The 5,319-nt window shown below is 69.4% G+C and carries 6 protein-coding genes; 4 read left to right on the forward strand and 2 right to left on the reverse strand.

The features are described 5' to 3' along the window. The 3 genes from L2I40_RS18515 to L2I40_RS18525 all read left to right on the forward strand — a co-directional run. On the forward strand, positions 1-429 hold a 429-nt coding region (locus L2I40_RS18515), incomplete at its 5' end, for a DUF1194 domain-containing protein (RefSeq protein ID WP_237216663.1). 68 nt (positions 430-497) lie between these two features. Next, positions 498-1,613 (forward strand): 2-aminoethylphosphonate--pyruvate transaminase, encoded by a 1,116-nt coding sequence (locus L2I40_RS18520; protein ID WP_237216664.1) that lies wholly within the window; start codon positions 498-500, stop codon positions 1,611-1,613. A gap of 379 nt (positions 1,614-1,992) precedes the next feature. Further along, positions 1,993-2,550 carry a hypothetical protein gene (locus tag L2I40_RS18525; protein WP_237216665.1) on the forward strand — a complete coding sequence of 186 codons (558 nt, stop codon included), beginning with the start codon at positions 1,993-1,995 and terminating at the stop codon, positions 2,548-2,550. Positions 2,551-2,653: 103 nt separating this feature from the next. Here the strand turns inward: L2I40_RS18525 and L2I40_RS18530 are convergent, their stop codons facing one another. Continuing rightward, a complete protein-coding gene (locus tag L2I40_RS18530; protein WP_237216666.1) occupies positions 2,654-3,592 on the reverse strand; it encodes a hypothetical protein in 939 nt (312 codons plus the stop codon). Between the two features lie 193 nt (positions 3,593-3,785). Here L2I40_RS18530 and L2I40_RS18535 point away from each other — a divergent pair, with 193 nt between their 5' ends. Continuing rightward, positions 3,786-4,412, forward strand: coding sequence for a hypothetical protein (locus L2I40_RS18535; protein WP_237216667.1), 627 nt, complete (start codon positions 3,786-3,788; stop codon positions 4,410-4,412). Positions 4,413-4,530: 118 nt separating this feature from the next. Here the strand turns inward: L2I40_RS18535 and L2I40_RS18540 are convergent. Then, a partial coding sequence (locus tag L2I40_RS18540; protein ID WP_237216668.1) for a Tim44 domain-containing protein occupies positions 4,531-5,319 on the reverse strand: 789 nt, incomplete at its 5' end.

Below are 5,319 nucleotides of genomic sequence, written 5' to 3' on the forward strand. Positions count from 1 at the left end.
GACGTCGCGGTCGGCTGGACGCGCTTGCACGACGCGGCCAGCGCTGCCGCGCTGGCCGAGGCGGTGGACAACGCGCCGCGGCTGCCCGCCCCCGGCGCCACGGCCCTCGGCGAGGGCATGGCGGCCGGCCTCGCCCTGCTCGGCCGTTTCCCGGGCGAGGCGCGGCACCTCGTCCTCGATGTCTCGGGCGACGGCCGCCACAATGCCGGTCGTCCGCCCGGACCGATCCGCGACCTCGCCGTCCAGGCCGGCGTCACGGTGAACGGGCTCGCGATCCTGAACGAGGAGCCCGACCTGCTCGCCCACTACGCCGCCGAGGTCATCGGCGGCCCCGGCAGCTTCGCCATCACCTGCGCCGACTACCCAGACTTCGCCGAGGCGATCCTGCGCAAGCTGCGCCGCGAATTGTCGGCCGCCCTCGTGGCGTGAGGGGTTTCGCGCGCCGCATGGCGGGCGCATAACCCGCCGCCCGCCGCCATTGTCCGTCGAGTCCTGCGATGCTCATCCTGCTGCCCGGCCCCGTGCAGACCCGCCCCGAGGTCCGCGCCGTCATGTCCGACGACATCGCCCCCTGGGACGACGACTTCCGCGCCGAATACGCGTCCATGCGCCCGCGCATCGTGGCGCTGGCCGGCGGCGTCGAGGGCGAGCACGTCTCGCTTCCCCTGCCGGGCTGCGGCCACATGGTGGTGGAAGCCGCGATCCGCACCTTCGTCCCCGCCGGCGAGAAGGTGCTGGTGGTGCAGAATGGCGGCTATGCCGACCGCCTCGCGCGGCTCGCGACCGAGGCCGGCCGCGTCGTCGTGCCGCTGCACGGCCCCGACAATTTGCCGATGCCGCCCGAGAAGCTGGCCGAGGCGCTCGCCGCCAATCCCGACGTGAAGTCGGTCGCGATCGTGGTCAGCGAGACCGGCACGGGCATCGTCAACGATCCCAACATCCTCGGCCCGGTGATCCGCGCGGCCGGGCGGCGGCTGATCTGCGACGCCGTCTCGGGCTTCGGCGCGCTGCCCTTCCGCATGTCGGAGCATCCGGAATGCGACGTCGTCGTCTTCACCTCGAACAAGTGCATCGAGGGGCTGCCGGGCTTCGGCTTCGCCGTCGCGCCGATCAAGCGGCTGGAGGAATGCGCCGGCAATGCCGGGTCCTGGGTGATGGACCTCGCGGACGTCTATCGCCACGCGCTGCGCGACGGCTGGGGCAGCTTCCGCTTCACGCCCGCGGTGCAGGCGCTGCGCGCCTTCCGGGTCGCGATGGACCTCTACGATGCCGAGGGCGGCCAGCCCGCCCGTCTCGCTCGCTACGAGCGCAACCGCGACGCCTGGTATGACGGGCTGCAGGCGCTCGGCTTCCGCCCCTATGTGGAGCGGCGCGACCAGGGCCCGATCGTGGTGGTGGTGCACCAGCCCGAGGACCCGGCCTGGGACTTCGCGCGTTTCCTGAAGCTGATGAAGGCGCGCGGCGTGATCGTCAGCCTGCACTTCACGACGAAGACGCCGACCATGCGGCTTGCCTGCATCGGGGCCATCGACGAGCGCGACGTGGCCTTCGCGCTGGCGCAGATGAAGACGGTGCTGGAGGAGATGGGCGTCGGCCGCCGCGCGGCGGCCTGAGATCTTCCCGCAAGGGCGCGGCCTGAGATCTTCCGAGGGGGCCGCGACGTAAGTCCTGCCCGCGGGACCGCGGCCTGATCCTCGCGCGACAACCGCGAGCGGCGAAGCCGTTTGCGCCCGGCGGTTCCGACGACCGAGAGGCCTCTGCGGCGACAGAGGCGCCGCGCCGCGGACACTCTCGTGGTTGCATATCCGAAATGGGTACGCCTAAGCTCCTTGCGAGACACGATCAGGAAGAGCGGTCGCCAATCTTGCGCGTGATCGTGCGTGGCACCGCGCTTTCAGTGCAAGGAATGGAGAGCCCATGTCCGGAACAAAATCACGGAATATACCCGGCTTCCTCCACAAGGTCTTGAAGTCGACCGGCTTGGGCCGATCAATGGAGCTGCGGCTCGCGATGCTGTACGGCGGTAAGGTCGGAGGCATGAAACAGCGGAGCGGCTGGCTGCACCCAAAGACGGAATTCTATGACGTCGGGGTCGGGGAAAGGAAATCGAAGGCACAGCGCGTCGGAACGCTTATTCATGGACGCATAGTAAATGGTCCCGAACTGAACATTATCCTGCTCGGCGTGCCCTTCCTCATCAGCTCCGCAGCTGGGGCGATCAGGGCCGAAGTGAAAGAGAAAGCGAAGAAGAAAGAGGCGAAGGCGAATGCGGCACGCCCGGCGGCACAGCGCGATAAAGCAATAACCAACGAAGCGAAGATGAGGATCAAGCCTCAGACCCCGCCGCAGAAGCTGCAAGCCGACGCGCTGCCGAGTGCACCTTACTCCTCGGAATTCGTGAAGGTTCGGCAGGAGTTGGTCGACCTGGGCATGAGTCCCAACATGGCAACGGCGCTCGTGAAGGGCGAGTTCGAATCCGAATCCGTCGATGACGTGCTCAGCGACGAGGATTTCGATGCGCTGCTTGCGTTCCTGGAGAAGTACTCATAATCGATTGGGCCGCCAGCCGCGCCGCGCAACACTGCCCGATCGGCGGGGATCAGCAGTCGGAAGGCCGTACTCCGCGAAACGCAAGTCTGGAACAGCTGATGCCCTACGCCGCGCCGAGATAGGCGCGGTCCAGGATCGCCGCGAAGCGCGCCTGGACCGCTGCGTCGACCTGGAGCGGGCCGCCCGCGCCGCCGGAGTCCAGGAAGCCGAGGGCGAGCGCATCCAACTCCGCCGGGCTGGCTAGGTCCAGGCCGAGCGCCTCCAGGTCGTCGGCGACCGCGCCGGGCTCCGGCGCCAGGTAGCGGTTCGACGCGTCCGCCCGCTCCGGCACGCGCACGACAAGGATCCGCGTCGCCGAGGGCTGCGCATCCGGCCCGATCAGGGTCGCGCCCGACATCACGCCGCAGAGCGCGCTGGCGGGCGGGCCGGGCAGCAACAGGCTCATGAACAGCGGCGAGGACCCTTCCTCGGCATGGCGCAGGCTCAGATGCAGGGTGCGGCCCACCGCCGTGGCCTCTCCGCGGAACTCGATGGCGCGGCCCAGCAGCGTCTCGCGATAGGTCGCGGCGAAGATGCCGGACTTGCCGCGCTGGGCGTCGAGCGTGAGCGCGCCGCGGATCACCTGACCCAGGAAGTAGGGTGACCAGGCCAGCGAATAGCAGGCGTATTCGCCCGCGAGGTACCGGCTGCCGAGCGCCGGCGGATCGGGCGGCGCAGTCGTGCCCGGTCGCCCCTGCAGGGCGAGGCGGTCCTGCAACTGCCGCGGCGTGACCGAGAAAAGCGCGCAAAGCTCCGCCACGAACGCCTCGACCGAGGATGCGGCGAGCCAGACGCCGGAGCGGGTGCTGCCGAGCACCTTGGCCCAGTCGTCATAGACGCCGGCGGAGCGCGGCAGGGAGCGCCCTTGGAACCATTTCTGGGCGCGCTCGAGGTCGAAATGCGTGTCGGGATTCACGGCCCGGAACCGGGCGCAGAGGTCCTTGTGCCCGTTGCACCCCAGCACCGCCGAAGTCAGCCGCAGCTTCGTCGCGAAATCCGACACGTCCAGCCATCATCCCCTTCGGCAGTGCCCTCGCGGCGGCCGAAACCATGCCACTACGTAAGCCCGGACGGAAACTCCGCTAGTTTCCAGGAATGTCCGTGAGTTCGGGGATGACCCCGGCACCGTAACGACCGAGGGTCGCGCCGCGGCGCCCGGACCCCGGGCGGCGAGGCGACAGGAACGGACGACTGGGATGAACAAGGCGCAAAAGGTCCTCGACAAGCTCGGCGGCAAGATCTCCGGCGGCATGCACAAGGTTCTCAAGCAGACCGCCTTGGGCCGCAGCATGGAGCAGACCCTCGTAGCCATGTACGGGTTCCGGAACGACGTCGCGGCGACGAAGCCCGCCGTGAGCAACCCGAGCGTGGTGTACGATGCCATGCGCAACAAAGGCAGCAGCCACACGGAAGCCGTGGGCAAGACGGTCCTCTATCGCGCGATGAACGGCCCCGAGCTCAACATCATGCTGCTCGGCGTGCCCTTCCTCATCGGGGCGACGGTCGGGACGATCAAGGTCGAGGCCAAGGCGGCCAAGCAGGCAAAGCGAGACGAGGCCGCCAAGCAACAGGCCGCCGCCAACAAGAAGTTCGCTGTCGCGCCGGTGCTCGGCAAGCTCGCGGGCGAATCGTTGGCCAGCGCCCCCTATTCGGCGAACTTCGTGCAGGTCCGACAGGAGCTCATCAACTGCGGCATGCGGCCGATGGTCGCGAATGACCTCGTCGAGGGGAAATTCTACAACAATCCGCTCGAGAGCTGGCTGCAGGAGGACGACCTCGAGGCGCTGATGAAGTTCCTGGACAAGTACAGCGACCTCAAGTGAGACGTGGCGCGGGGACGCACCGCCCGTCCCGCTCCCGAAACGCGAACGACCTCCGGCCCTGCGGCGCGGAGGTCGTTCCGTTTCAGGGCAAGGGGCGTCGCCGCCCCTCCCCCCAGCCTCAGCCGGTCTGCTGGATCGCCGAGAGCACCCAGTCGGTGCCCGGGCGGCGCGTGAAGGTCCAGAGCTCGGTCGCCGTCTCGCGCTCGGTCGGGTGGCCCTCCACCACGCGGCCCGCCGCGTCGGTCGTCACGTCGATCAGCGAGAAGCGCATCGCGACCGTCGCATAGTCCTGGCCGTTCTCCGTCCAGGCCTCCGACAGGTCACCGGCTTCGAGCCGCACGTCCTTCGACACGTTCGTCCAGCCGCGCGCCTTCAGGTCCGACAGGTCCTGCGCGAAGTAGCGCGCCATCTCCGGCGTCGCGATGCGCTGCAGGGTCGCGAGGTCCTGGCGCGACCACGCTTCGTTCATCTCGACCAGCAGGCGCTCGAAGGCCTGGTAGTCGGCGCCAGCGATCTCCAGCGGCCGCGTCGTCACGCCGCCGGCCGCCATCTGCCGCGGTCCGAAGCCCGGGATGCCGCCGGGAGCGCGCCTCTCGTCACGCCCCTGGGCCTCGCGCGCATAGGCCTGCGGGCCCTCCTGCGGGCCGCCGGCCATGGCCGGACGACGACCGCGGATGAGCCGCATCGCCACGAAGACGAGGCCGGCGATCAGCGCGATCTGCAGCAGCAGGCCGAGGAAGCCCATGAAGCCAGCGAGGCCGCCGAACAGGCCATGGCCGCTCAGCAGTCCGAACAGGCCGGCGGCGAACAGGCCGCCCATCAGCCCGGCCATCATCGGGTTGCGGCTGAAGAAGCCGCCCGGCGCGGCGGTCGCCGGCCGCGCCGCGGCCGGCGCGGCGGCGCCCGG

It is taken from the genome of Falsiroseomonas oryziterrae (assembly GCF_021864505.1).
In the GTDB taxonomy this organism is placed as follows: Bacteria; Pseudomonadota; Alphaproteobacteria; order Acetobacterales; family Acetobacteraceae; genus Falsiroseomonas; species Falsiroseomonas oryziterrae.

What these genes read in the sequence shown, in the direction of transcription:
- L2I40_RS18520 (WP_237216664.1), top strand. Translation starts at nt 498, where the DNA reads ATGCTCATCCTGCTGCCCGGCCCCGTGCAGACCCGCCCCGAGGTCCGC.
- L2I40_RS18525 (WP_237216665.1), top strand. Translation starts at nt 1,993, where the DNA reads ATGGAGCTGCGGCTCGCGATGCTGTACGGCGGTAAGGTCGGAGGCATG.
- L2I40_RS18535 (WP_237216667.1), top strand. Translation starts at nt 3,786, where the DNA reads ATGAACAAGGCGCAAAAGGTCCTCGACAAGCTCGGCGGCAAGATCTCC.